Genomic DNA, 485 nt, shown 5'->3' on the forward strand with positions numbered 1-485 from the left:
GTCTTCAATTTGTCTTTGTAAATCTCGGCTTAGTGGCAATGGGTAATTACTAGCAAATATTTGTTGTAATGAGCCAGATGAAATACTTACAAGCAACTCCCGAAGATTTAAATAAGGAATAGCATAACTAGCACCATAATTATTAAAATCATTTTCTGCTCGTCTAGAACCTAGAGTTATATTCTTTTGTTTTATCTCTTGCATTTCTCGAATATTATTTATTGGTTTAGTCATATATATTGGTTCTTTTACAGTTATGGTTTTTTGATTTTCAGCAAATACTCTATTTCCATTTTTTTCCTTGAAATGTGCATATATTATATATGGGGAGACAATGTCAATATCAGCTTGAATAGTATATTTAATTATATCATTACCTTGATGTATTACTTTTTTTTCGACTGTCTGTATATTATTCTTACCAGATTTTAAGTAAACAACCAATTCTGCTTCTTGTATATTTAGATTATAATCAATTGTAATAG

The 485-nt window shown here is 28.0% G+C and carries 1 protein-coding gene; it reads right to left on the reverse strand.

Annotated features, from left to right (window positions below; translation table 11 throughout):
- Positions 1-485 (reverse strand): hypothetical protein (locus ACYVTD_RS16395; RefSeq protein ID WP_461248734.1); only part of this gene is annotated, 485 nt, incomplete at both ends.

The organism is Treponema sp. R6D11, from assembly GCF_054786075.1.